We start from the raw sequence: 21,832 nt of genomic DNA, 5'->3' as shown, positions 1-21,832 counted from the left end.
CACCCGTCATACTGTCCGACGAAGCTTAAGCCTGCGTAAACAGCGGCCCGGATCGGTTAAATTGATCCTAATATTTTCAATCAGCGCGGGCAGCCGCCCTCCGCGCCGCCTGCGCACAAATTTTCTGGGGCTGCGGCAATTACGATCATTGCTCCTTAAGACAACTCCCTCTAAAACCATCGGGACTCTGCTATGCGGCATGGGAACCGCCGCATCGCAACCACGACGACAACAAGGAGGCACGAGCATGGCTGACGCAGCCGTTCATGGCCACGAACACCATGATGAACGCGGGTTCTTTACCCGATGGTTCATGTCCACAAACCACAAAGACATCGGTATCCTGTACCTGATCACGTCGGCTCTCGCCGGCTTCATCTCGGTCGCCTTCACCGTCTACATGCGGCTGGAGCTGATGGATCCGGGCGTTCAATATATGTGCATGGAAGGGGCACGTCTGTTCTCGTCAGGCGAGGCTTGCACCCCCAATGGGCATTTGTGGAACGTGCTGATCACCGGCCACGGCATCCTGATGATGTTCTTTGTCGTGATCCCAGCCCTCTTCGGCGGATTTGGCAATTATTTCATGCCCTTGCAGATCGGGGCGCCCGATATGGCCTTCCCGCGCATGAACAACCTGTCGTTCTGGCTCTACGTCGCAGGCACCTCGCTGGCGATCTGCTCGGTGCTGGCGCCGGGCGGCAATGATCAGTCGGGCTCGGGCGTGGGCTGGGTGCTCTACCCGCCGCTCTCGACGCTTGAGGGTGGCTTCTCGATGGATCTCGCGATCTTCGCGGTGCACGTCTCGGGCGCCTCCTCGATCCTCGGTGCCATTAACATGATCACCACCTTCCTGAACATGCGCGCGCCCGGCATGACGCTCTTCAAGGTGCCGCTGTTCTCCTGGTCGATCTTCGTGACATCCTGGCTGATCCTGCTGTCGCTGCCGGTGCTGGCGGGTGCGATCACCATGCTGCTGATGGACCGCAACTTCGGCTTCACCTTCTTCGATCCCGCAGGCGGCGGCGACCCGGTGCTTTACCAGCACATCCTGTGGTTTTTCGGCCACCCCGAGGTCTACATCGTAATCCTGCCCGGCTTCGGCATCATCAGCCACGTCATCGCGACCTTCGCGCGCAAGCCGATCTTCGGCTACCTGCCGATGGTCTGGGCCCTGATCGCCATCGGCGCCTTGGGCTTCGTGGTCTGGGCGCACCACATGTACACCGTGGGCATGTCGCTCAACCAGCAGGCCTATTTCATGCTCGCGACCATGGTCATCGCGGTGCCCACCGGCGTGAAGATCTTCAGCTGGATCGCCACCATGTGGGGCGGGTCGGTGACTTTCGAAACACCGATGCTCTGGGCCTTCGGCTTCCTCTTCCTCTTCACCGTGGGCGGCGTCACAGGCATCGTTCTGTCGCAGGCTGCCGTGGACCGCTATTACCACGACACATACTACGTGGTGGCGCACTTCCACTATGTGATGAGCCTCGGTGCCGTCTTCGCCATCTTCGCCGGTATCTACTTCTACTTCCCGAAGATGACCGGCAAGATGTACCCTGAATGGGCGGGCAAGCTGCACTTCTGGGCGTTCTTCATCGGCGCAAACCTGACCTTCTTCCCACAGCACTTCCTGGGTCGCCAGGGCATGCCGCGCCGCTACATCGACTACCCGGATGCTTTCGCTTACTGGAACTGGTGGTCAAGCGTCGGTGCCTTCATCAGCTTCGCGTCCTTCCTGTTCTTCTTCGGCGTGATGTTCTACGCCCTGCGGAAAGGCAAACCCGCGACCGAGAGCAACCCGTGGAACGAATATGCCGACACGCTGGAGTGGACCCTGCCCAGCCCGCCGCCCGAACACACGTTCGAGCAGCTGCCCAAGCAGGAAGACTGGGACAAGCACCCGGCCCACTGATAGCCACACCCAAAGAAGGCCCCGGATCACCTCCGGGGCCTTTTTCTATGCGCCTCTGCCAAGCCTATCGGTCCCCCGCGACACCGGCCTCATGGACCAGCCACACCCGCGCCCGGACGCCCCCCACCCCGGCCTTGTCAGCGCACAACACGAATGTCCCCTCTTCGACGGTGAAGACGTCGCCAGCCGCCCTACAACATAACGAGCACATGCAAGTTCAAAGGCCTGCTCTCCATGTCCGTGGCGTCCATTCTTCAAAACCGGAACTTCGCGGGCCTCCTGCTGGCCAACACGATCTTCGGCGCGGCATTTCCCATCCAGCTCATTCTCGGCGGCCTGGCGGGGCTGATGCTGGCCCCGAGCCCAACCCTCGCAACGCTGCCCTCCTCGGTCCAGACACTGGCCGGCATGATCGCCGCGGCCCCGTTTTCACTGCTCATGGGGCGGATGGGGCGGCGCGCGGGCTTTGCCCTCGGCGGGCTGATGACGCTCCTCGGCGCGGTCGCAGCCACCCAGGCGCTCTATGCCCAGAACTTCGCCCTGCTCTGTGCGGCGCATTTCCTGATGGGGGCCGGTTGGGCCTCCTTTCAGTACTTCCGCTTCGCCGCGGGCGAGGTGGTCGCGACCGTCTGGCGCCCCGTTGCCATCTCGCTCATGCTCAGCTCCCTGCTGGTCGCGGCAGTTGTCGGACCACAGGTGTTCATCGCGGCGAAGGACGCGCTCGCGCCCATCCCCTTTGCAGGCGCCTATGCCGCAACGGGCCTGATTGCTCTGCTCGGCCTGGTCCCCCTCGCCGCCGTCCGGATGCCGCGGCCGCAGAGACCTGCCACCGCCACATCCCCCAGATGGGCCGCGGCACGCGCGGCACTTCAGCGCCGCCCTGTCCGGCGGGCCATCGGCATCGCCGCGGTGTCACAGGGGGTCATGGTCTTCCTGATGATCCCGACGCCCATTGCCATGGTCGGATGCGGCTTCAGCGAGGCGACCGCCAGCGACGTGGTCCGCTGGCACATCGTGGCCATGTTTGCCCCGAGCTTTGCCACCGGCTTCCTGATCAAGCGCTTCGGCGCACAGAAGATTGCGATGGGCGGGCTTGCCATGATCATCGCAGCAGCCCTCTCTGCCGCACTAGGCCTCTCTGCACTGCACTTCTACGGCGCCCTGATCGTCCTGGGCGTCGGGTGGAACTTCGGCTTCATCGGCGCCACGACGATGCTGGACGCTGCGGTGCCCGAGGCCGAGAAGGCCGCGGTCCAGGGGGCGAATGATACGATCATCGCGCTTGTCTCCACCCTCTGCGCCTTTGCCGCGGGCGTCGTGGTGTCAAGCCTCGGCTGGGCGGTGCTCGCCCTGATCTCCGCCGGGATCGTGCTTCTGGCTCTCGCAACCCTTGCGATGGGCCGGCGGGCTGCGGTCGAGACTTAAAGACGCGCGCGCGCCACGTGCACGCGTCCCGCAACAAGGCGCTGGCGCGGCTAACCCGCCAACGGCCCCCCCTGGGCAGGCCATGCGCCTGCACTACTCTCGACATCTCGCCCCACACCGTCGACACGCTGACCCGCCGGGTCTCCGACAAGCTCAACGTGAGCGACCATGCCTCTGCCGCGATCCGCGGCCTCGGCTCCGGCGTGCTGAAATACACCAAGGGCACCGTCACCTGATGCCCTGTCACGTAGCGACGTAACATGCGCGGGCCCGGCCAAGGCGCCTCAGCCCAATGGCGTGCTGGAAGACGTGGCGCTCAGCCTTGAGCGCTGTGCGGCACAGGTGCAGGACCGCGCCTATACCATCGCCCTGCAGCGGGATGCGGCCCGCATTGCACGGCTGATCACGCTGGCCGCAGACCTGGAACGGCTGGCCCGGCGCGCCCGGCGCACTCAGGAGCAAAGCCCGACCCTCAAAGCACCATCCGGTGCTTTTCTGCCGAGCCGAGCGGCCAAATGGGGCGTATCTCCGCCGGAACGCCGCCGTGAACGGTCGTGAGGCCGCAGGATGGAACAGCCGCCGCGGCCTGCGCGTTGACCCGCCAGAGAGAGTGAGAGGAGAGACACATGTTCTCGACACGTATGACATCTGCCGCGCTTGCCGCGGCCATCGCCTTCGCCCCCGCTGCCCGGGTCGCCGCTGACGGGAAAGACTTCATCGCCGGCGCCATCATTGGCGGCGTCGTCGGGTCGCAGATCCAGAAGAACGTGGACCGCAACCGCGCCCAGCCCCAGCCGGTCTATCGCGCCCCCACGGTCCGTCAGAGCGGCACGACCCAGCGCACATATCGCTCGTCGATCCCTGCCACGCAGGAAGGCCGCGAAATCCAGACGTCGCTGAACTATTTCGGCTTCAACGCGGGCACGGTCGATGGCCAGTTGGGCCGTCAGAGCCGGTCGGCCATTTCCGACTACCAGAGCTATATGGGCTACGCGCCCAGCGGACAGCTGACCTCCTTTGAGAAAGAGCTGCTGCTGCGCTCCTACAACCGGGCTCAGGCCGGTGGCGATCAGACCTTCCGTCAAATCGCGGCCAACCCCGATGGCACCCGCGGCCTGCTCAAGACCTACCGCGCGGAGTTTGCCAGCGGTGCCAACACCACCCAGACGAATGGCTACAGCGATCAGCGGGCCTTCAACGAAGGCTTCTAAACCTTTCAGGGTTCCGTGAGGCCCGCTGCGCCGGTCTGCCTTCGGCGCAGCCAACGTCCCTTTTTGGCATCACGGATGACTACCGCCGCGGTTGGCCTCACCGCCCCGCGGCGGGCTTTTCTGGCAGCGCACGGTCTGTTAGTGGCGGCGGATACCGACCCAAACACCGACGTAATACCGATGTTTTACCGACGCGATACCGACACCGGTTTTGCCATGAAAATAAGCATTAACCCGGCGATTCGCCCGCACCACCGTGCGGTGGGTCCCGCACGGCGCTGCGGGCGACGCAGAGCCCACCTGTCGCATTGCCTCAAAGCGGATCGCTGGCTAGGTTACCGGCCATGCCGTATCAGTGGATCTCAGAACCTGGCACCAGCCCGCAGACGCTCAAGCTCTGGCCGCACAACTCGCTGCCAGCCCGCGGCATGGCCGCCTTCGTTCTGACGACCTTCACGCTGATCTGCATTCCCACCCTGCCGCTTCTGGGCTCCCCCATCCTGTGGGGCCTGCTGCCGTTCCTGCTCGCGGCCGTCTGGGGTATCTACTTCGCGCTGCAACGCAACTACCGCGCGCGACAGATCACCGAAACGCTGACACTCGACGACGAGGCCGCCCACCTGGTGCGCGAGGAACCTTCGGGGGCGGTGCAGACATGGGATTGCAACCGCTATTGGACCACGATCACCAAGTACGAAAAGGACGGCCCGGTGCCCCACTACGTGACCCTCAAGGGCATGGGGCGCGAGGTGGAAATCGGTGCTTTCCTCAGCGAGGAAGAGCGCGTCTCGCTCTACGACGAGCTGCAGATTGCCTGGCGCCGCTAGCCTTCGGAAAGCGCCAGATCACGTTGATCCCATTGGTTTTCTTCGACCCATAGCGCTCGCAGGGTCGCCACCTGGTCAGCAAATGAAACGTCCAGCGCGGTGCAGTCCTCCATCCGGTCGGTGCGGAAGTGCCGGAACCCGCCACGCAACTCGCACCACCCGGCCAACATCACGCATTCCACGTGATAGACAAGCGCCAGCGGCCGCACCACGCGCGCGGTCTCGGTGCCCGCTTCGTCGCGGTAGGTGAGCCGGAGCTTCACAGCGCGGCGAATGGCATCTCGCAAGGACGCCATCGACACACATCCCTTGCAGGGGTCGTCCGGCGCCGCCCCCCAGGACGAGACCTGCAACCAGTCGGCGGGCCCGTGCAAGGCGTCGATTTTCCGATGGATGCGATGCGCCGCAGCCTGCAGCCCGCCGTCTCCGGTGCGTGTCAGCATGGCCAGGCCGACCCGCAGCGCTTCGATCTCTTCGGCGTCGAAATTGAGCGGCGGCAGATCGTAGCCCGCCCGCATCATGTAGCCGATCCCCGCCTCGCCCTCGATAGGCGTCTGCCGCGCCTGCAACGTCGCGATATCGCGGTAAACCGTGCGTTTGGACACTTCGAGACGCTGCGCCAGCGCATCCGCCGTCATCGGCGCGCGGGCAGCGCGCAGCATCTGGATGATTTCGAACAGCCGATCAGACCGGGGCATGTGCACCTCCCTCCCTCACTGCTGACATCCTAGCACCGACCACTGACAGCGTCTTGTCAGCAGCCCTCTGCCATACCTGCAAAAAAGCGAGAGGTGCCATGTCGTCTTACGATCACTACACGATGCTGCGGCTTGGTCTGGGCCGGTGGTCCAACCATGACCATGATCCACACCGGCCCCAAACCCGTCCGTTGAGACCCACCACGGCCCGCGCATCGCGGCGCTGGAGGGGGGCCCATTGGCTCGCTGGCAAGCTTCGCTTGCGCCGCCCCGCGCGCGATTAGCTCAGGCGGGCTTTCACCTTGGGACCGACCGTGCCGAAATCCATCTGGCCGGTGTATTTCGACTTGAGCACGGCCATCACCTTGCCCATGTCGCGGATGCTGTCCGCACCCACTTCAGCCACCGCGTCGGCCACCGCCTGCTCGGCTTCGGCTTCGCTCAACTGCTGTGGCAGGAATTCTTCGATCACCTTGATCTCGTCACGCTCGCTCTCGGCCAGGTCGAGCCGCCCGCCTTCCTCGTAGGCGCGCGCGCTCTCCAGACGTTGCTTGGACATTTTCCCAAGGATCGCAAGCACTTCTGCCTCACCCACACCCTCGTCATTGCCCTCGGCCCGGGCCGCGATGTCCTTGTCCTTGATCGCCGCGTTGATCAGGCGCAGGGTCGACAGCCGATCGGCCGCCTTGTCCTTCATCGCCTGCTTCAATGCGGCGGAAACCTTCGCACGCAATTCCATGGTTTTGCATCCTTCAAAACTGGCGGGCGGGGCAATCCCCGGCCTCTGCATGTTCAAGCCTTGGACCATATCCAACATGGCCCACCGCCGCAACTCGATCCGCGGCGTCACTTTGCGAAGCCGCTTTTCCAGCCGGCCTGAATCGGCCTTGACCCGCTGTCGGGCCGGGTCTAGTTTCCGCCAGATTTGTCTGCCCCCACCTGCCTGAAAGGACCGCCCATGCCGCCGTCTGCGCCCGACCGCCCAACCGCTTGTCTGGCGCTGGCCGATGGGACCCTGTTCTACGGCATAGGCTTCGGCGCAACCGGCCAGACTGTGGCTGAGCTCTGCTTCAACACCGCGATGACAGGGTATCAGGAGATCATGACCGACCCGTCCTACGCGGGCCAGATCGTGACCTTCACCTTCCCGCATATCGGCAATGTAGGCGTGAACCCCGAGGATGACGAGACGGGCGATCCGGTGGCCGAGGGCATGATCGTCAAGTGGATGCCCACGGACCCGTCGAACTGGCGCGCGGCACAGGATCTCGATGCCTGGCTCGCCTCGCGTGGGCGGATCGCCATGGGCGGTGTCGATACCCGCCGCCTGACCCGCGCGATCCGCAACGCAGGGGCGCCGCATGTGGCCCTGGCGCATGACCCGCAGGGCAACTTTGACGTCGAAGCCCTGTTGGCCGCAGCGCGCGGCTTTTCCGGCCTCGAAGGTCTTGACCTGGCCAAGGATGTTACCTGTGCGCAGTCTTATCGCTGGAATGAGATGCGGTGGGCCTGGCCCGATGGCTATGCGCCGCAGACCGATCCAAAACACAAGGTCGTCGCGATTGATTATGGCGCCAAGCGGAACATCCTGCGGTGCCTGGCCAGCGCGGGATGCGATGTGACCGTGCTGCCTGCCTCGGCCACCTATGACGAGGTCATGGCACATGCGCCCGATGGCGTGTTCCTGTCAAACGGCCCCGGAGACCCAGCGGCGACAGGCGAATATGCGGTGCCGATGATCAAACAGGTGCTGTCGGACACCGCCCTGCCCGTTTTCGGCATCTGCCTCGGGCACCAGATGCTGGCGCTGGCCCTGGGCGCGCAGACGATCAAGATGAACCACGGACATCACGGTGCCAACCACCCGGTGAAGGACCACGACACCGGCAAGGTCGAGATCACCTCGATGAACCACGGCTTCGCGGTCGACGCACAGACCCTACCCGCAGGTGTGATCGAGACCCACACCTCGCTTTTCGATGGCTCGAACTGCGGCATCCGCATGGCCGACCGGCCGGTGTGGTCGGTCCAGCACCATCCCGAGGCCAGCCCGGGCCCGCAGGACAGCTATTACCTGTTCGAGCGCTTTGCCAAGGCCATGGCCGACCGCGCCGCCTGAGACCCGACCAACACGCGTTTAGGTTGAAAAAGGTTAATTTAACAGATCGTTAACCCTGTTCTGACAGCGTGGCTTGCGTTGAATTTATGCAAGGCATTCAAAGATGAACACCCTGCGGCTGGTTGTGTCCGAGCCGGTTCCGGAACCGGATCTGACAGCGCCCGCAATCACATACGAGCCCATCGGCCGCATGCTGGTGGAGCGGGGCAAGATCGCGCATACCGATCTCGATCATGCGCTGAAAATCCAGGGCCATGTGGATGCGCCTCTGGGCGAAATCATGGTGTCCGAAGGCCTGCTCAGCAAGCGTGACGTGCTTGATGCCCTGGCCGAGCAATGCCGCGCACAACCCGCCGATCTGGACCTTGAGCCGCCAACAGCCAAGATCGCCGCAACCCTGCCCGCCGAGGTGTGCCTGCGCCATGGGGTGATCCCGTGGAAGCGCGATGGGCTGAGGATCCTCGTCGCGACCAGCAGCCCCGCCGATTTCGCCACGCTCTGCCAGACCATGAAGCGGCGCGGTCTGTCGCTGTTTCCGGTGATCGTCGATGAGCTGCAGATCCAGTCGCATCTCAGTCGGCTCTATGGCGCTGAACTGGCCCAGAAGGCCGAAAAACGCGTGCCCGAGGCAGAAAGCTGTCGGTCATGGGACGCGCGGGCATCGCATCGTGGGCGCTGGTCGGCCGCGATCTGTGCGGGCATCGCAGCGGCGCTGCTTCTTGCGCCGGCCTGGACGCTCACCATCGGCGCGCTCTGGGCTGTGCTGACACTGCTCATGACCACCACGATGAAGGCAGCTGCCTTCCTTGCGCAGCTCACCCAACCACCGGTGCGGCACGTGAGTCTGGACAGCCTGAAGACACCGAAGTTCCGGTTGCCGCGCGTATCGGTGCTTGTGCCGCTTCTCAAGGAGAAGGAGATCGCCGGGCAACTCATCACCCGGCTGAGCAAGCTGACCTATCCAAAGTCGCTGCTGAATGTCGTGCTGGTGCTGGAAGAAGGCGATGAGACCACGCGCGACACCATTGCGCGGACCGAGCTGCCCGACTGGATGAGCGTGATCGAGGTGCCCGGCGCCGGTGCGCTGACGACTAAGCCGCGCGCATTGAATTATGCGCTGGATTTTTGCCGCGGCAGTATCATCGGCGTCTGGGATGCCGAGGACTGGCCCGAGGCCGACCAGATCGAGCGCGTGGTGACGCGCTTCAACGCGGCACCCGATAATGTCGTATGTTTACAAGGCGTTCTGGACTATTACAACTCGCGCACAAATTGGCTGTCGCGGTGTTTTACCATTGAATATGCAACATGGTGGCGGGTGATCCTGCCGGGTATCTCCAAGCTAGGGCTGGTGCTGCCACTTGGCGGCACAACGCTGTTTTTCCGGCGGGACGCGCTTGAAGAACTCGGCGGCTGGGATGCACACAATGTCACCGAAGACGCCGATCTTGGCGTCCGGCTCGCGCGCCATGGCTATGTCACCGAGCTTCTGCCGACCGTGACCCATGAGGAGGCCACAAGCCGCGCCTGGCCTTGGGTGCGGCAGCGGTCGCGGTGGCTCAAGGGCTTCATGATCACCTATTTCGTGCATATGCGGCAGCCGCGCCAGTTGCTGCGCGACCTTGGCCTCAAGCGGTTCCTGGGGCTGCAGACCATTTTCCTGGCGACCTTTTCGCAATTCGCCGCGGCACCCCTGCTCTGGTCCTTCTGGCTCACGATCTTCGGCGTCACACACCCGGTCGAGATGACCCTCGGGGCGCAGGTGGTCTGGACCCTCGCAGGTCTCTTCATCTTCTCCGAGGTGTTGAGCCTGAGCATGGGGCTCTACGCCGTGTCGGGCCCCGCACACCGCCACCTGCTGGGCTACGTTCCGACCATGATGTTCTACTTCACGCTCGGCGCGCTCGCCGCTTACAAGGCATTGTGGGAAATGATCCGCGCGCCATTCTTCTGGGACAAGACCCAGCACGGCGTGTCGCATCAGACCGACGGGCGCTAGCTCTCTTCCTCACGCCGCGCCGCATCCTGCTTGAGACGGGTCATGAAAGCCACGGAGATATGCTCACGCAGGGCCTCATCGGCCGCTTCCGCATCCTTGGTCTCGATTGCGCGCACGATGGCATCATGTTCCGCCTGCGCAATCTTGCCGCGCCCGTCTGCGGCCAGCGAGGTGGTTGCCATCAGCGCCATGGTCCGGTGCACGAGGTCCAGCTGCTGCACCAGATAGCGATTGTGCGACGCAAGATGGATCTGCTTGTGAAACCGCCGGTTCGCCCGCGCCAGCGCCACCGGGTTCTCCGTCAGCGCGTTATCTGCCTCGACCATCTCGCGCAGGATACGCACCTCCTCATCCGTCGCGTGTTGCGCGGCCAGCCGTGCGGCCAGGCCTTCAAGCTCGCGCCGCACCACGTAAAGCTCCGCCATCTGGTTGTGATCGAGCGAGGCGACAATCAGGCTACGCCCATCTCGCGCGAGCAAGGATTGCGTCTCAAGCCGTTGTAATGCTTCACGAATAGGTGTGCGCGAGACACCAAAGCGTTCGGCCAACTCACTCTCGACCAGCCGGTCGCCAGGGCGATAGACGCCCAAGTCGATTGCATCGAGAATCATGGAGTATGCATCGGTCGGCTGCGGTTTTTGCAAGCCCATGGCCATCGCCTTTTTCGTTCTTGTTCTGACACCTTAACGACGCGAACCACCCGCACGCAACCCCAAGCCCGCCTTGCGCAAGCCCCGCCATCGCTCTACCTAAGCGCCATGCCAAAGCACGCCTTCACCAGTGTCGACACTTGGGTTTTCGATCTCGACCACACGCTTTACCCGCCGTCAGCGCGACTGTTCGATCTGATCGAAGTGCGCATGACGGCCTATGTGATGGACGCCTTGGGCGTCGATCACGCTGAGGCAGATCGTCTGCGCAAACACTACTGGGCGACGCACGGAACGACGCTCGCGGGCCTCATGCGCGAGCATGACCTGGACCCGGGCCCCTACCTTGATGACGTACACGACATCCCCATGGACAGCCTCACACCCGATCCCGAATTGGCCGCGCAGATCCGGTCGCTGCCCGGACGGCGGATCGTCTATACCAACGGCTGTGCGCCCTATGCCGAGCGGGTGCTGGCGGCCCGCGGGCTGCACGGGGTTTTCGATGCAATCTACGGGGTCGAGGACGCGGACTTCCAGCCCAAGCCCGATCAGGCCGCCTTTGACACCGTGTTCCGCAAGGACGGGCTGACCCCGACATCTGCCGCGATGTTCGAGGACGATGCACGAAATCTTAAGGTTCCCCATGACATGGGAATGCGCACCGTGCACGTGGCAGAAGCCCGTGGCGAAGGCCAGCATGTCCAGTTCCACACAGACGACCTCGGCGGCTTTCTCGCCCGCCTGATCTGACGCCCCTGCGACAATCCGGCCTCTGTGAACCAGGGCTCTGGCCCCTATCTCTCTGCAAACGCCAGTAAGGAGCGCCATTGATGACGATCGCCGTGAACTCACCTGCCCTGCCCCTCTGGCAGCGTCTGTTTTTCAAAGTCCCCGTTCTGGGCTGGGTCGCGAAAGACCTGCTCTTCGGCGACAAGAACAACGTCTGGTTCGCGCTGATCGGCTTTTTCAGTCTTTGGATGACCTCGGCGCTCACCTTCGGGCTGCCCGGCCTCTACCTGCCCGCGCTGGCCATGGTGCCGGTAATCTTCGTGCTACTCCTGTTGATCACCAAGGGCTGACCGACGCTGGTCATTTCGCAGGCCAAACCCTAGTCTGGCAACGGGAATAAGGGAGTGGAACGTGGCGGATCAAAGCTGTGACATCTTCATCTCCGGCGGCGGTATTGCCGGGCTGACCGCAGCGGCCGCCTTTGGCACTGCAGGGTTCGACGTCATCTGCGTCGACCCGGCGCCACCCATCACCGATCGCGAGGCGGATGGCGCGGATATGCGCACCACCGCGATGCTGCAACCCGCGCGCCAGGTGCTCGCAGCGGCGGGGCTGTGGGAGCGCCTTGCGGACCATGCCTCGCCCCTGCAAATCATGCGGATCGTGGATGCCGGTGGCCCCGAACCCGAAGCGCGGCTGACAAAGGACTTCAACGCGTCCGATGTGTCGGAACTGCCCTTCGGGTGGAACCTGCCGAACTGGCTCTTACGGCGTGAAATCGTCGCCCGGCTGGCGGAGTTGCCAAATGTCACCTTCCACTCGGGGGTCGCTGCAAACAGCCTCTTCACCCGCGAGCGTGAGGCCCGTGTCGGTCTCACTGACGGCAGCCGTATCCGCGCGCAGCTCGTCGTGGCCGCCGACGGGCGAAACTCACCCATGCGCGAGGCAGCCGGAATTGCCGTACGCACCACGCGCTATGGCCAGAAAGCACTGGCCTTTGCCGTCACGCACCCGATCCCCCACGAAAACGTCTCGACCGAGGTCCACCGCACCGGCGGGCCTTTCACACTGGTGCCGCTGCCGGATCACGAAGGGCTGCCGTCGTCGGCTGTGGTCTGGATGGACGACGGCGCGCTGGCACAGGCGCGTTACGAGATGGAGGTACCGGCCTTCGAGGCCGAGATGACGGAGCGCAGTTGTCACCTCTTTGGCCCGCTGACCCTCGCGTCGCGCCGCACCCTCTGGCCCATCATCAGCCAACAGGCCGAGCGGTTATCCGGTGAACGGATCGCCCTGATTGCAGAGGCTGCACATGTGGTCCCACCCATTGGCGCCCAAGGTCTGAACATGAGCCTTGCCGACACATCGACCCTGTTACATCTGACCCAAGCGCGTCCCGATGATCTGGGCGACCAGACCATGCTGGATGCCTACCACAAGGCGCGCTATGGCGATATCACCCTGCGCGTGCAGGGGATCGACCTGCTGAACCGCGCAAGCCAAGTGCGGGCACCGCTGCTTCGCGACGCCCGGGCCACAGCGCTGAACGCGCTCTATTCCATGGGCCCGGTCCGCCGGACGCTGATGCAGATGGGGCTCGGTGTAAAAGGCGCTCAGAGCACCTGATTGATCACACGCTGTAACCGCCCAACTGTGCCATCCACATCGTAAAGCTTGTCGAGCCCAAAAAGCCCCAGCCGGAAGGTGCGGAAATCCGCAGGCTCGTCGCATTGCAGGGGTACGCCGGCGGCGATCTGCATGCCTTCGGCCGCAAATTTCTTGCCGTTCTGGATATCGGGGTCCCCGGTATAGCTCACAACCACACCCGGCGCGCCGTAGCCCTCCGCCGCGACCGAGACCACGCCCTTGGCAGCCAGCATCGCCCGCACGGTATCTCCAAGCTTCCACTGCGCCTCCTTCAGCCGCTCAAACCCGTATTCGCGGGTTTCCAGCATCGTGTCGCGGAAAGCGCGCAGCGCATCCGTCGGCATCGTCGCGTGATAGGCGTGCCCGCCGTCCTCATATGCTTTCATGATGCTGTGCCACTTGCCCAGATCAATCGCAAAGCTGTCAGACTGGGTCTCCGCGAGACGCGCCACAGCACGGTCTGACATCATCACGAGCCCGGCGCAGGGCGAGGCTGACCAGCCCTTCTGCGGCGCCGAGATAAGCACATCGACGCCGAGCGCGCGCATATCAACCCAAGCACAGCCTGATGCGATGCAATCGAGCACCATAAGCGCGCCAACCGCATGGGCAGCATCCGCCATCGCCCTGATGTAGTCGTCCGGCAGGATCACACCGGCGCTGGTCTCCACATGCGGCGCAAAAACCACGTCAGGTTTCTGGGTCGCGATGGCCTCCGTCACCTCTTCGATGGGCGCGGGCGCGAAGGGCGATGGCGCGCTGTTACCGGTCTGTCGGGCTTTTAGCACGGTGGTGTTTGCCGTCAAACCACCGGTTTCGAAAATCTGGCTCCAGCGATAGGAAAACCAGCCGTTGCGCACCACCAACACGTCCGAGTTGCGCGCAAACTGCCGGGCGACGGCCTCCATCCCGTAGGTGCCCCCACCGGGAATGACAGCCACGGCGTCCGCCGCATAGACCTCTTTCAGCAGCGACGAGATGTCGGTCATCACCTGCTGAAACGCGGCGCTCATGGAATTCAGCGACCGGTCCGTGAACACGACCGAAAACTCTTCGAGCCCTGTCGGATCAACCGTATCGAGCAATGCAGCCATCATCTCACCTCCCTTGACTTCGGGCAGACCTAGCCTGTCGCGCAGGGCTTGGCAAAGTCTACTTCGGTATACGGGCGCCCCGTGCTGACCCCTCGTGTTTAGCATCGGAAACCGGCGTCGCCGACCTTAGCCGATTGGCCCCATCCGGCGCTCTTCGCTCAGCAGAACATTCGCCTCGACCTCTCCGACACCCGGCAGCGTCATGATCCGCCGCCGCAGAACGCGCTCGAAATCCGGCAGGTCGCGCGCCACCACCCGCAAGCGGTAGTCATACAGCCCAAGCACATGCTCGACCCGCTGCACCTCGGGGATGGCGCTGACGGCACGTTCGAAATCCTCAAGACTGACACGGCCCTTCGTGGCGAGCTTCACGCCCAGAAACACGGTCACGCCAAAGCCCAGCTTCTCGGCGTTGAGCCGCAATCGTCGCCCGCGCAAGACACCCGCTGTCTCGAGTTTTCTTATGCGACGCCACGCAGCAGGCTGCGATAGGCCAAGCGCCCGCCCCAGCGCGCCCGCGCTTTGTGTCGCGTCTTGGGCCAGCGCGCGTAGCAAGGCGCGATCAAGCTCATCCAGTTCCATCACAGCGGCAGCGCCTCCTCTGCCTTGATCTGTGCGATTTGCATCAAGGCCTCGATATCCGCGATGTGCGGCAGGGTCAGAATGCGCTGGCGGTAGATGGCTTGGTAATGCGCCATGTCGCGCGCGATGATGTTGAGCCGCACATCCACGCGGCCGAGAAATGTCTGGATCTCGGTCACCTGATGAACTGCGCGCGCCGCATCGATGAAGTCATCAAAGGCGCGGGACTGTGTCTTGTCGAGCGTGACGCGCAGCGAGACCTCGACCGCATAGCCGAGTGCCGCCCAATCGATCACCGCAGAGATGCCCTCCAAGACGCCTGTTTCTTGCATCCGGGCCAAGCGCCGCGCCGCTTTGCCCGCGGTGATCCCCACCGCATCGGCCAATTCAGCCGGGCTCAGGCTGGCATCGGCCTGCCAACGGCGTAGCAGTCTGCGATCAACATCATCAAGCATGATTATTCCGTATTCCTTTATTTTTTCGCATGATACTTCTGACTTAAAGGCAGAATATCATCATCACATCCCTTTCATCCCGTATCACGGCCAGTACAGTGCGCGGCAGGTCAAATCAACACGAAGGACAAAGAGAAATGCGCGTCTACTATGATCGCGATTGCGATGTGAACCTGATCAAAGACATGAAAGTGGCGATCTTGGGCTATGGCAGCCAGGGCCACGCCCATGCGCTGAACCTGCGCGATTCCGGCGCGAAGAACGTCGTCGTCGCCCTGCGCGATGGGTCGCCCTCTGCGGCGAAAGCCGAAGGGGAAGGCCTGACTGTCATGGGCATCGCGGAAGCCGCCGCATGGGCGGACCTGATCATGTTCACCATGCCCGATGAGCTGCAGGCTGAAACCTATAAGAAGTATGTGAAAGACAACATCCGCGACGGCGCCGCCATCGCCTTTGCCCACGGGCTCAACGTGCATTTCGGCCTGATCGAGCCGAAAGATACCATCGACGTGATCATGATGGCCCCCAAGGGCCCGGGTCACACCGTGCGTGGCGAATACACCAAAGGCGGCGGCGTGCCCTGCCTTGTGGCCGTGCACAACGACGCGTCAGGTAGGGCGCTCGAGATCGGCCTCAGTTATTGTTCCGCCATCGGTGGTGGCCGCTCCGGCATCATCGAAACCAACTTCCGCGAGGAATGCGAAACCGACCTCTTCGGCGAGCAGGCCGTGCTCTGCGGCGGTCTCGTGGAACTCATCCGCATGGGTTTCGAGACATTGGTCGAGGCAGGCTACGCGCCCGAGATGGCCTATTTCGAGTGCCTGCACGAGGTGAAGCTGATCGTGGACCTGATCTACGAGGGCGGTATCGCCAACATGAACTACTCGATCTCCAACACCGCCGAGTATGGTGAGTATGTCTCCGGCCCGCGCGTGCTGCCTTATGACGAAACAAAGGCTCGCATGAAAGCGATCCTCACCGATATCCAAACCGGCAAGTTCGTGCGTGATTTCATGCAGGAAAATGCGGTTGGCCAGCCGTTCTTCAAAGGCACGCGGCGGATCAACGATGAGCACCAGATCGAGCGGACCGGCGAAACGCTGCGCGGTATGATGCCCTGGATTTCCGCAGGAAAAATGGTCGACAAGGCCAAGAACTAAACGAGACGGCCCGGCGGTGAGCGCCGGGCCATTTCACCGCGCGCATTACACGTCAACCGGTTTGCCGTCGGACGGTTTATCTGCCGCAAGTGTCGATTTCGGGCTGTCCGGGTCATCCTTGCGCTGCTCGACTTTCGCCTTGCTGACTAGGGCAAAGACGATGACAGCCAGCATCGTCACCAGCGCCAGAATGACAATCAGGTACGTAAAATCCATGTCGCTCTCCTTTCTCTCTGTTGAACAAACCTCCGGAGACGAGAGAGGTTCCGGATGGTTTCAGAGGCAGAACGCCGCATGACACGCCAGCCGGTGATCACCGCGCGCAGTTGGCTCATGGTCGCCCTGCTGGGCTTCACCTGGGGCGGCACCTTCCTGGTCACAGAAGTGGCGCTGGAAGGGATCACCCCCTTCTGGCTTGCGGCGGGTCGGATCACCTTTGCCGCCTCCTTGATGGCTGCGATCTGGGCCACAATCGGATTTCGTCTTTTCGAGACACGGGCCACGCGCGCGGATTGGACGGCAGCCACCTTCATCGGCGCGTTCAGCTCGGCGGTGCCCTTCATGCTGCTGGCCTGGGGGCAGCAGTTCGTCACCTCCGGGTTTGCAGGTGTCTCGATGGCGGCGGTCGCCCTGATCGTTCTGCCGCTGGCACATTTCTTTGTGCCGGGTGAACGTCTGACGTGGCGCAAGACACTTGGCTTTCTTATCGGCTTCGTCGGCGTCTGCGTGTTGATCGGGGCACAGGCCTTTGAAACGACCGGCGCCTCCATGGAGCCCGCGGGGCGCGCCGCCTGTCTGGGCGCCGCATCGTGCTATGCGGTCTCGTCGATTCTGATGCGGCGCCTACCACCGGTTGACCCCATCGGTCTGGCCACGGTCCTGCTTTTGATCGGCGCGACGCTCGTCGTGCCGATGGCGTTAATCATCGAGGGCCCTCCGCCTTTGCCGGACACACAAACCATTCTTGTGGTCATTGGGCTCGGCCTCATCCCGACGGCCGCCGCCAACCTGTTGCGGGTGCTGGTCATCCGGACGGCCGGCCCTGTATTCATGACGCTGACGAACTACCAGGTGCCCGTCTGGTCGGTTGTGCTGGGCGCGCTGCTCTTGAACGAACCGCTGCCGCCCTCCCTGCTCTGGGCGATGTGCCTGATCCTCGCAGGGGTTGCGTTGAGCCAGTACGGCGCACTCACGCGGCTCTTTTTCCGCAAGTGATGTCAGGCAGAAACCGCATCGGCCACGGCTTCGACCACACTGTCCACTGCGCGTTCCATCAAGGCCGCATCTTCATGCTCGGCCATCACTCGCACCAGCGGCTCGGTGCCCGATTTCCGGATCAAGAGGCGCCCGCGTCCGGCAAGATCCGCCTCGGCCTGTGCGATGGCCGCTTTCACATTCTCAACATCCAGCGGGGTCTGACCGGCTGAGAAGCGGACATTCTTGAGCAGTTGCGGCACCGGCTCGAAATTGCGGAGCAACGTGCTGGCAGGCTGGCCCGAGCGCATCATCTCAGCCAAGAACTGCAGCCCTGCCATCAGCCCGTCGCCGGTTGTGGCATAATCAGACATGACGATATGGCCCGACTGCTCGCCGCCGAGGTTGAAACCGCCAGCCCGCATACGCTCGACCACATAGCGGTCGCCCACCGCGGTCCGCTCGAGCCGCAGGCCCTTGTCGCTGAGGAAGTGTTCGAGGCCAAGGTTGGACATCACTGTCGCCACCAGCGCCTTGTTGGCGAGGCGGCCTTCGGATGCCCAGCGTGCCGCCATCAGCGCCATGAACTGGTCGCCATCGCCAACCTGCCCGTTCTCATCCAGCAAGATCACCCGGTCCGCATCGCCATCGAGGCAGATGCCCACATCCGCGCCATGGGCGACCACGGTTTCCGCGGCCATCTGCGGATGGGTCGAGCCGCAGCCATCGTTGATGTTGTGCCCGTTCGGCGCCACGCCGACAGGAATGACCGTCGCGCCCAACTCCCACAGCGCTTCGGGTGCCACGCGGTAGGCGGCCCCGTTCGCGCAGTCCACAACCACTTTCAGACCATCCAAAAGCTGCTGGCGCGGGAAAGACGACTTCACCCGCTCGATATAGCGGAAGCGGCCGTCGTCAATCCGTTTCGCGCGTCCGATCTCCTTGGCTTCGGTGGGCGCTACGCCAGCCGAGATCAGCGCCTCGATATCCGCTTCCATCTGATCGGAGAGCTTGTAGCCGTCGGGACCGAAGAACTTGATGCCGTTGTCCACTGCCGGGTTGTGGCTCGCCGAGATCATCACACCAAGATCCGCACGCATCGAACGCGTTAGCAAACCAACCGCGGGCGTGGGCACGGGCCCGAGCAGCAGCACGTTCATACCTGTGGAGGTCAGCCCGGCGGTAAGCGCGTTTTCGAACATGTAGCCCGACAGCCGGGTGTCCTTGCCGATCACCACCCGGTGCACACTGGAGCCATCGCGGCTGAAGTATCGCCCAACAGCTGCGCCAATGCGCAGTGCCATCTCGGCTGTCATCGGATGCGCGTTGGCCGTGCCCCGCACCCCGTCCGTTCCAAAGAGCTTATCCATCCGCGCAACCTGCCATGCTGGCGCGCCAGAGCGCAATGGCCTGCGCCGTTTCCGGGACGTCATGCACGCGCACAATTTGTGTCCCATGTTTCAACGCCGCGAGCGCCACGGCGAGAGAGCCGGGCATACGTTGGTCTACCGCGCCAACACCGCTCAAGGTTCCGATAAACCGCTTGCGAGACGCGCCCAACAGCAGCGGAACGCCCAAACCGTGAAACAGTGACAGACGTGCCAGAAGCGCAAGGTTATGCCCCAGCGTCTTGCCGAACCCGATCCCCGGATCAGCGATGATGCGCGCGCGCGGAACGCCCTGCGCCACCAGAATCTCGATCTGCCGCGCCAGAAAGTCATAAACGTCCAGCAGGACATCATCGTAGCGCGGGCTCTTCTGCATCGTGGCCGGATCACCCTGCGCATGCATCACGCAGACAGGCGCCTCATGCTCGGCGCAAAGCGACGCCAGTGCCGGATCAAACGTGAACCCCGACACATCGTTCACCAGCGTCGCACCTGCAGCCAACGCTTCTCGCGCGACCGCCGCTTTGCGCGTGTCGATCGAGATGATCTGCCGGCCCCCTGTGGCGGTCAGAGCCGAGATGACAGGAGCCGTTCGCGCGATCTCCTCCGCTTCGGGCACCAGCGCCGCACCGGGTCGCGTCGATTCACCGCCAATGTCGATGATGTCTGCCGCCTGCATCTTCGCGGCCGCGAGCTGTGCTGCCTCCACCGAGTTGTGCTTGCCACCGTCAGAAAAACTGTCGGGCGTCACGTTCAGGATCCCCATGATCCTGGGGCGACTAAGCGTAAGCCCGGCCAAAGGCGCCCGTGGCTCGGTTAAGGGGGCCAGCCGTGCCGGATCAACCGCTTGGATTGGCACGATCCGGGGGGCTGTGTCACGAGCCAGCACTTCGACATGGGTGAACCAGCCCCACCCACCCGCAAGCGGTTTTGCCTCCGGCGGGCGGGCAGTATCGACCTGAACAATCGGACGAATGTAGTCGCGCATCGATCAGAGTGCTGCCGCGTCGGACGGGATGGAGCGCAGCGGCGTTGAGGCCTCCTGGGGCAGGTCAGCCCCGATCACGATCATTTCTTCCGCCTCGAAGGTCGCGGCGAACCAAGCGGCCAGCGCCACGGCATCCCGCGGCTGCGCAGAAGGCCCGTCAACCGCATCCAGCACGATCTTCGAGGGCGCCCAAACACAGGTCTGGCCATTCTTCATCGCCCAATCGAGCTCGGTACGGGTGCTGACAACGACGCAGCGATCATCCTTCGAGGCCAGCACCCAGGCGTTCTGTTCGATTGCCAGCAGGTCGATCCGGCGCTGCGCCATCTTATGTGCGATCTGCGGGGCGGGCGTGTCCGAGGCGCCGACGCAGAAGATCAACGGTTTGCCCCCCGCCTCGAGCTGATCGATCCAACCCTTCAGATGAGGCGATGCGATGGCCGTGTTGCCGAGGTAGATCAACTGCGGCTGCGGTGCGGGTTCTTCCTCCGCACGCACTGGCGCACGCTCCTGCCGCGCGCGGACAATCTCGACGCCGAGGGCACCAGGCCCCCGGTCGAGCTTCTCGATGCGGACAAAGGCGCGCATCGCCTGCGGTTCGAGCAAGATGCGTTCGGCCACCCGCTCAGCCAGCGTCTCCAGCAGGTTGAGCCGCTCGTCCGAAAGCTCAAAGGCGATGGCCTCGGTCACCTTGTCATAGCTCAGGATACGGTCGACATCGTCATCAATCGGCCCCGTCAGCGGGCGCACCTCGACGACCACGTTGAAACAGATGCGCTGGGTGACACCGCGTTCCGCCTGAAAGGCTCCGATCTCGATCTCGACGGTATGATCCCGGACCGAGATGCGGTCCAGCGGCGTGCCCTCCGCCGTCGCCTCGGACCGCTCTGTGGGATGCGCGAAGGCAAGTCTGATCTCGGAGCTCATGGGCTGGGCCTTTCGGTACCGCTGGCAAATGCCAAAGTAAGCAATGCCCGGCCTTTAGCAGCCCTTACAGCGCCGCGCCAAGCCCCGAAAACGTCACTTGCTGGCGGTGCGCCATGTGTGACGATAGAAGATGTGGTCACCGATGGCTGCTGTCTTGGTGTAGACGCGGCTCCAGCGCGGGCTCACGGCAGTTGTGTGATAATGCGTGGCCCCTTCGGTAAGTTCTGGTGCGGCGCCATCCAGGGCAGCACGCGCCACCTTGGACACCCGCTCAAACGCGCGCGGCTCGGCGATGACTTCCTTGTGGCCGTCACAGGTGTAGGTGAATTGGCATTGGTACTTCTTGCCCGTTCCCTGATTGATCACGCCACAGGCCGACCCGGGAAAACGCTCGGATTCAACGCGGTTCAGAATGACCTCAGCGACAGCAAACTGCCCTTTGACGGTTTCGCCACGCGCCTCGAAGTACAGCGCTTCCGCCAGGCATTGCAGCTCGGGCCCGCCTTGCGCCTTGGGTTGGGCGTCGAGCCAGCTCTTGGAAAACTCCACAGCTGCGGTGGTCTTGGTGTTCAAAGCCGTATCTTGCATACGGCGCAATGTGACCTCCTGAAGGTCAGCAGAAGTAGTCTTTTGAGATTGGTCACCCTGGCGCGCGAGGCCCGTATCGGCCACAAAAAAGCCCAGAAGCAACCCTAAAGTTAACGAAAAAATCGCTTTGCAAATCCTACGCACAGCGCGTCCCCCAACGGCATTTCAATGGCGGTGCTCTAACGATAATGAAAGTTGACGTAAAGTTTACGGCCGTAAAGATGGTTAAC

Annotated in this window: 23 protein-coding genes; 12 read left to right on the top strand and 11 right to left on the bottom strand. The window is 63.2% G+C overall.

Annotated elements, in window-relative coordinates:
* Nucleotides 1-247: 247 nt before the first annotated feature.
* The 5 genes from ctaD (at nucleotide 248) to ACVC7O_RS06985 (ending at nucleotide 5,381) form a co-directional block, all read left to right on the top strand.
* Nucleotides 248-1,918, top strand: a complete 1,671-nt coding sequence (gene ctaD, locus ACVC7O_RS07005; RefSeq protein WP_458325367.1) for a cytochrome c oxidase subunit I — start codon at nucleotides 248-250, stop codon at nucleotides 1,916-1,918.
* Nucleotides 1,919-2,152: 234 nt separating this feature from the next.
* Nucleotides 2,153-3,343 (top strand): MFS transporter, encoded by a 1,191-nt coding sequence (locus ACVC7O_RS07000; RefSeq protein WP_458325366.1) that lies wholly within the window; start codon nucleotides 2,153-2,155, stop codon nucleotides 3,341-3,343.
* A gap of 297 nt (nucleotides 3,344-3,640) precedes the next feature.
* Entirely contained in the window at nucleotides 3,641-3,901 is a 261-nt protein-coding gene (locus tag ACVC7O_RS06995; RefSeq protein WP_458325365.1) for a hypothetical protein, read from the top strand.
* 68 nt (nucleotides 3,902-3,969) lie between these two features.
* A complete protein-coding gene (locus tag ACVC7O_RS06990; RefSeq protein WP_458325364.1) occupies nucleotides 3,970-4,554 on the top strand; it encodes a peptidoglycan-binding domain-containing protein in 585 nt (194 codons plus the stop codon).
* A 344-nt stretch (nucleotides 4,555-4,898) separates the two neighbouring features.
* Nucleotides 4,899-5,381: a DUF2244 domain-containing protein gene (locus ACVC7O_RS06985; protein WP_458325363.1), complete on the top strand. Its 483-nt coding sequence runs from the start codon at nucleotides 4,899-4,901 to the stop codon at nucleotides 5,379-5,381.
* On the opposite strand, the gene ACVC7O_RS06980 is transcribed toward ACVC7O_RS06985, so the two are convergent.
* Nucleotides 5,378-6,079, bottom strand: coding sequence for a helix-turn-helix transcriptional regulator (locus ACVC7O_RS06980; RefSeq protein WP_458325362.1), 702 nt, complete (start codon nucleotides 6,077-6,079; stop codon nucleotides 5,378-5,380). The genes ACVC7O_RS06985 and ACVC7O_RS06980 overlap by 4 nt on opposite strands.
* 280 nt (nucleotides 6,080-6,359) lie before the next feature.
* Nucleotides 6,360-6,818 carry a GatB/YqeY domain-containing protein gene (locus ACVC7O_RS06975; protein WP_458325361.1) on the bottom strand — a complete coding sequence of 153 codons (459 nt, stop codon included), beginning with the start codon at nucleotides 6,816-6,818 and terminating at the stop codon, nucleotides 6,360-6,362.
* Between the two features lie 219 nt (nucleotides 6,819-7,037).
* Here ACVC7O_RS06975 and carA point away from each other — a divergent pair, with 219 nt between their 5' ends.
* Together carA and ACVC7O_RS06965 are read left to right on the top strand one after the other, a co-directional pair.
* Complete coding sequence (gene carA / locus ACVC7O_RS06970; RefSeq protein ID WP_458325360.1) at nucleotides 7,038-8,198, top strand: glutamine-hydrolyzing carbamoyl-phosphate synthase small subunit; 1,161 nt, start codon at nucleotides 7,038-7,040, stop codon at nucleotides 8,196-8,198.
* Between the two features lie 103 nt (nucleotides 8,199-8,301).
* A complete protein-coding gene (locus ACVC7O_RS06965) occupies nucleotides 8,302-10,197 on the top strand; it encodes a glycosyltransferase family 2 protein (protein ID WP_458325359.1) in 1,896 nt (631 codons plus the stop codon).
* Here ACVC7O_RS06965 and ACVC7O_RS06960 read toward each other — a convergent pair.
* The gene (locus ACVC7O_RS06960) at nucleotides 10,194-10,847 is read right to left on the bottom strand and encodes a GntR family transcriptional regulator (RefSeq protein ID WP_458325358.1); all 654 of its coding nucleotides are present in this window, start codon (nucleotides 10,845-10,847) and stop codon (nucleotides 10,194-10,196) included. The two genes, ACVC7O_RS06965 and ACVC7O_RS06960, sit on opposite strands and share 4 nt — an antisense overlap.
* Nucleotides 10,848-10,955: 108 nt before the next feature.
* Here ACVC7O_RS06960 and ACVC7O_RS06955 point away from each other — a divergent pair, with 108 nt between their 5' ends.
* The 3 genes from ACVC7O_RS06955 to ACVC7O_RS06945 all read left to right on the top strand — a co-directional run bounded on the left by ACVC7O_RS06955 (nucleotide 10,956) and on the right by ACVC7O_RS06945 (nucleotide 13,205).
* Nucleotides 10,956-11,600, top strand: a complete 645-nt coding sequence (locus ACVC7O_RS06955; RefSeq protein WP_458325357.1) for a pyrimidine 5'-nucleotidase — start codon at nucleotides 10,956-10,958, stop codon at nucleotides 11,598-11,600.
* An 80-nt stretch (nucleotides 11,601-11,680) separates the two neighbouring features.
* Complete coding sequence (locus ACVC7O_RS06950) at nucleotides 11,681-11,929, top strand: hypothetical protein (protein WP_458325356.1); 249 nt, start codon at nucleotides 11,681-11,683, stop codon at nucleotides 11,927-11,929.
* 61 nt (nucleotides 11,930-11,990) lie between these two features.
* A complete protein-coding gene (locus ACVC7O_RS06945) occupies nucleotides 11,991-13,205 on the top strand; it encodes a UbiH/UbiF family hydroxylase (protein WP_458325355.1) in 1,215 nt (404 codons plus the stop codon).
* Here the strand turns inward: ACVC7O_RS06945 and ACVC7O_RS06940 are convergent.
* From ACVC7O_RS06940 to ACVC7O_RS06930, 3 genes are all read right to left on the bottom strand, one after another.
* On the bottom strand, nucleotides 13,193-14,320 hold the full coding sequence (locus tag ACVC7O_RS06940; protein ID WP_458326051.1) for an aminotransferase class V-fold PLP-dependent enzyme: 1,128 nt from the start codon (nucleotides 14,318-14,320) through the stop codon (nucleotides 13,193-13,195). The genes ACVC7O_RS06945 and ACVC7O_RS06940 overlap by 13 nt on opposite strands.
* Nucleotides 14,321-14,446: 126 nt before the next feature.
* Nucleotides 14,447-14,905, bottom strand: coding sequence for an Lrp/AsnC family transcriptional regulator (locus ACVC7O_RS06935; protein ID WP_458325354.1), 459 nt, complete (start codon nucleotides 14,903-14,905; stop codon nucleotides 14,447-14,449).
* Nucleotides 14,902-15,357, bottom strand: a complete 456-nt coding sequence (locus ACVC7O_RS06930) for an Lrp/AsnC family transcriptional regulator (RefSeq protein WP_458325353.1) — start codon at nucleotides 15,355-15,357, stop codon at nucleotides 14,902-14,904. Before ACVC7O_RS06930 ends, ACVC7O_RS06935 begins: the two co-directional genes overlap by 4 nt.
* A 137-nt stretch (nucleotides 15,358-15,494) precedes the next feature.
* On the opposite strand from ACVC7O_RS06930, the gene ilvC reads away from it, so the two are divergent.
* Complete coding sequence (gene ilvC, locus ACVC7O_RS06925) at nucleotides 15,495-16,517, top strand: ketol-acid reductoisomerase (protein WP_458325352.1); 1,023 nt, start codon at nucleotides 15,495-15,497, stop codon at nucleotides 16,515-16,517.
* 45 nt (nucleotides 16,518-16,562) lie between these two features.
* Here the strand turns inward: ilvC and ACVC7O_RS06920 are convergent, their stop codons facing one another.
* Entirely contained in the window at nucleotides 16,563-16,733 is a 171-nt protein-coding gene (locus ACVC7O_RS06920; protein ID WP_458325351.1) for a hypothetical protein, read from the bottom strand.
* A gap of 78 nt (nucleotides 16,734-16,811) precedes the next feature.
* Between ACVC7O_RS06920 and ACVC7O_RS06915 the strand changes: the two genes are divergently transcribed.
* A complete protein-coding gene (locus ACVC7O_RS06915) occupies nucleotides 16,812-17,732 on the top strand; it encodes a DMT family transporter (protein ID WP_458325350.1) in 921 nt (306 codons plus the stop codon).
* 2 nt (nucleotides 17,733-17,734) lie between these two features.
* Here ACVC7O_RS06915 and glmM read toward each other — a convergent pair whose 3' ends face one another.
* From glmM to ACVC7O_RS06895, 4 genes are all read right to left on the bottom strand, one after another.
* Complete coding sequence (glmM, locus tag ACVC7O_RS06910) at nucleotides 17,735-19,081, bottom strand: phosphoglucosamine mutase (protein WP_458325349.1); 1,347 nt, start codon at nucleotides 19,079-19,081, stop codon at nucleotides 17,735-17,737.
* Nucleotides 19,074-20,087, bottom strand: coding sequence for a dihydropteroate synthase (gene folP, locus ACVC7O_RS06905; protein ID WP_458325348.1), 1,014 nt, complete (start codon nucleotides 20,085-20,087; stop codon nucleotides 19,074-19,076). The genes glmM and folP overlap by 8 nt, the downstream gene beginning before the upstream one ends.
* A 3-nt stretch (nucleotides 20,088-20,090) precedes the next feature.
* Complete coding sequence (locus tag ACVC7O_RS06900; protein WP_458325347.1) at nucleotides 20,091-21,014, bottom strand: dihydroneopterin aldolase; 924 nt, start codon at nucleotides 21,012-21,014, stop codon at nucleotides 20,091-20,093.
* 93 nt (nucleotides 21,015-21,107) lie between these two features.
* Nucleotides 21,108-21,737, bottom strand: a complete 630-nt coding sequence (locus ACVC7O_RS06895) for a cell wall hydrolase (RefSeq protein WP_458326050.1) — start codon at nucleotides 21,735-21,737, stop codon at nucleotides 21,108-21,110.
* Between the last annotated feature and the right edge of the window lie 95 nt (nucleotides 21,738-21,832).

Source organism: Roseobacter cerffii, assembly GCF_054226325.1.
The sequence above is the reverse complement of the archived record's forward strand: the minus strand, read 5'-3'. Positions and strand labels throughout refer to the sequence as shown.